The 250-nt window shown below is 36.0% G+C and carries 1 protein-coding gene and 1 pseudogene; one reads left to right on the plus strand and one right to left on the minus strand.

All coding sequences use genetic code 11. The annotated features are described in order from the left end of the window. Positions 1 to 135: pseudogene (locus IDG64_RS14615) on the minus strand (aldehyde dehydrogenase family protein); the annotation flags it as partial. Positions 136 to 165: 30 nt separating this feature from the next. On the opposite strand from IDG64_RS14615, the gene IDG64_RS15665 reads away from it, so the two are divergent. Next, on the plus strand, positions 166 to 250 hold an 85-nt coding region (locus IDG64_RS15665), incomplete at its 3' end, for a hypothetical protein (protein ID WP_481906131.1).

Consider the following 250-nt stretch of genomic DNA (forward strand, 5'->3'; position numbering starts at 1 on the left):
TGAACAAACTTGACCTGCATGGAAATATCCACCATTTAACGCTTGGTCTACTGCCAATTCAAAATCAGCATCATCAAAGATAATGTTTGGATTTTTACCGCCAAGTTCCAAGGCAATATTCGTAACAGTATTAAAGACAAATTTGAGCAAGCACTTATTGATCGCGTGAAAAAAATCAAATTAGGTAATGGTTTTGATGCTGATACTGAAATGGGACCAGTGATTTCAACAGAACATCGTAATAAGATCG

It is taken from the genome of Staphylococcus sp. EG-SA-15, assembly GCF_017151895.1.
GTDB classification, from domain to species: Bacteria; Bacillota; Bacilli; order Staphylococcales; family Staphylococcaceae; genus Staphylococcus; species Staphylococcus aureus.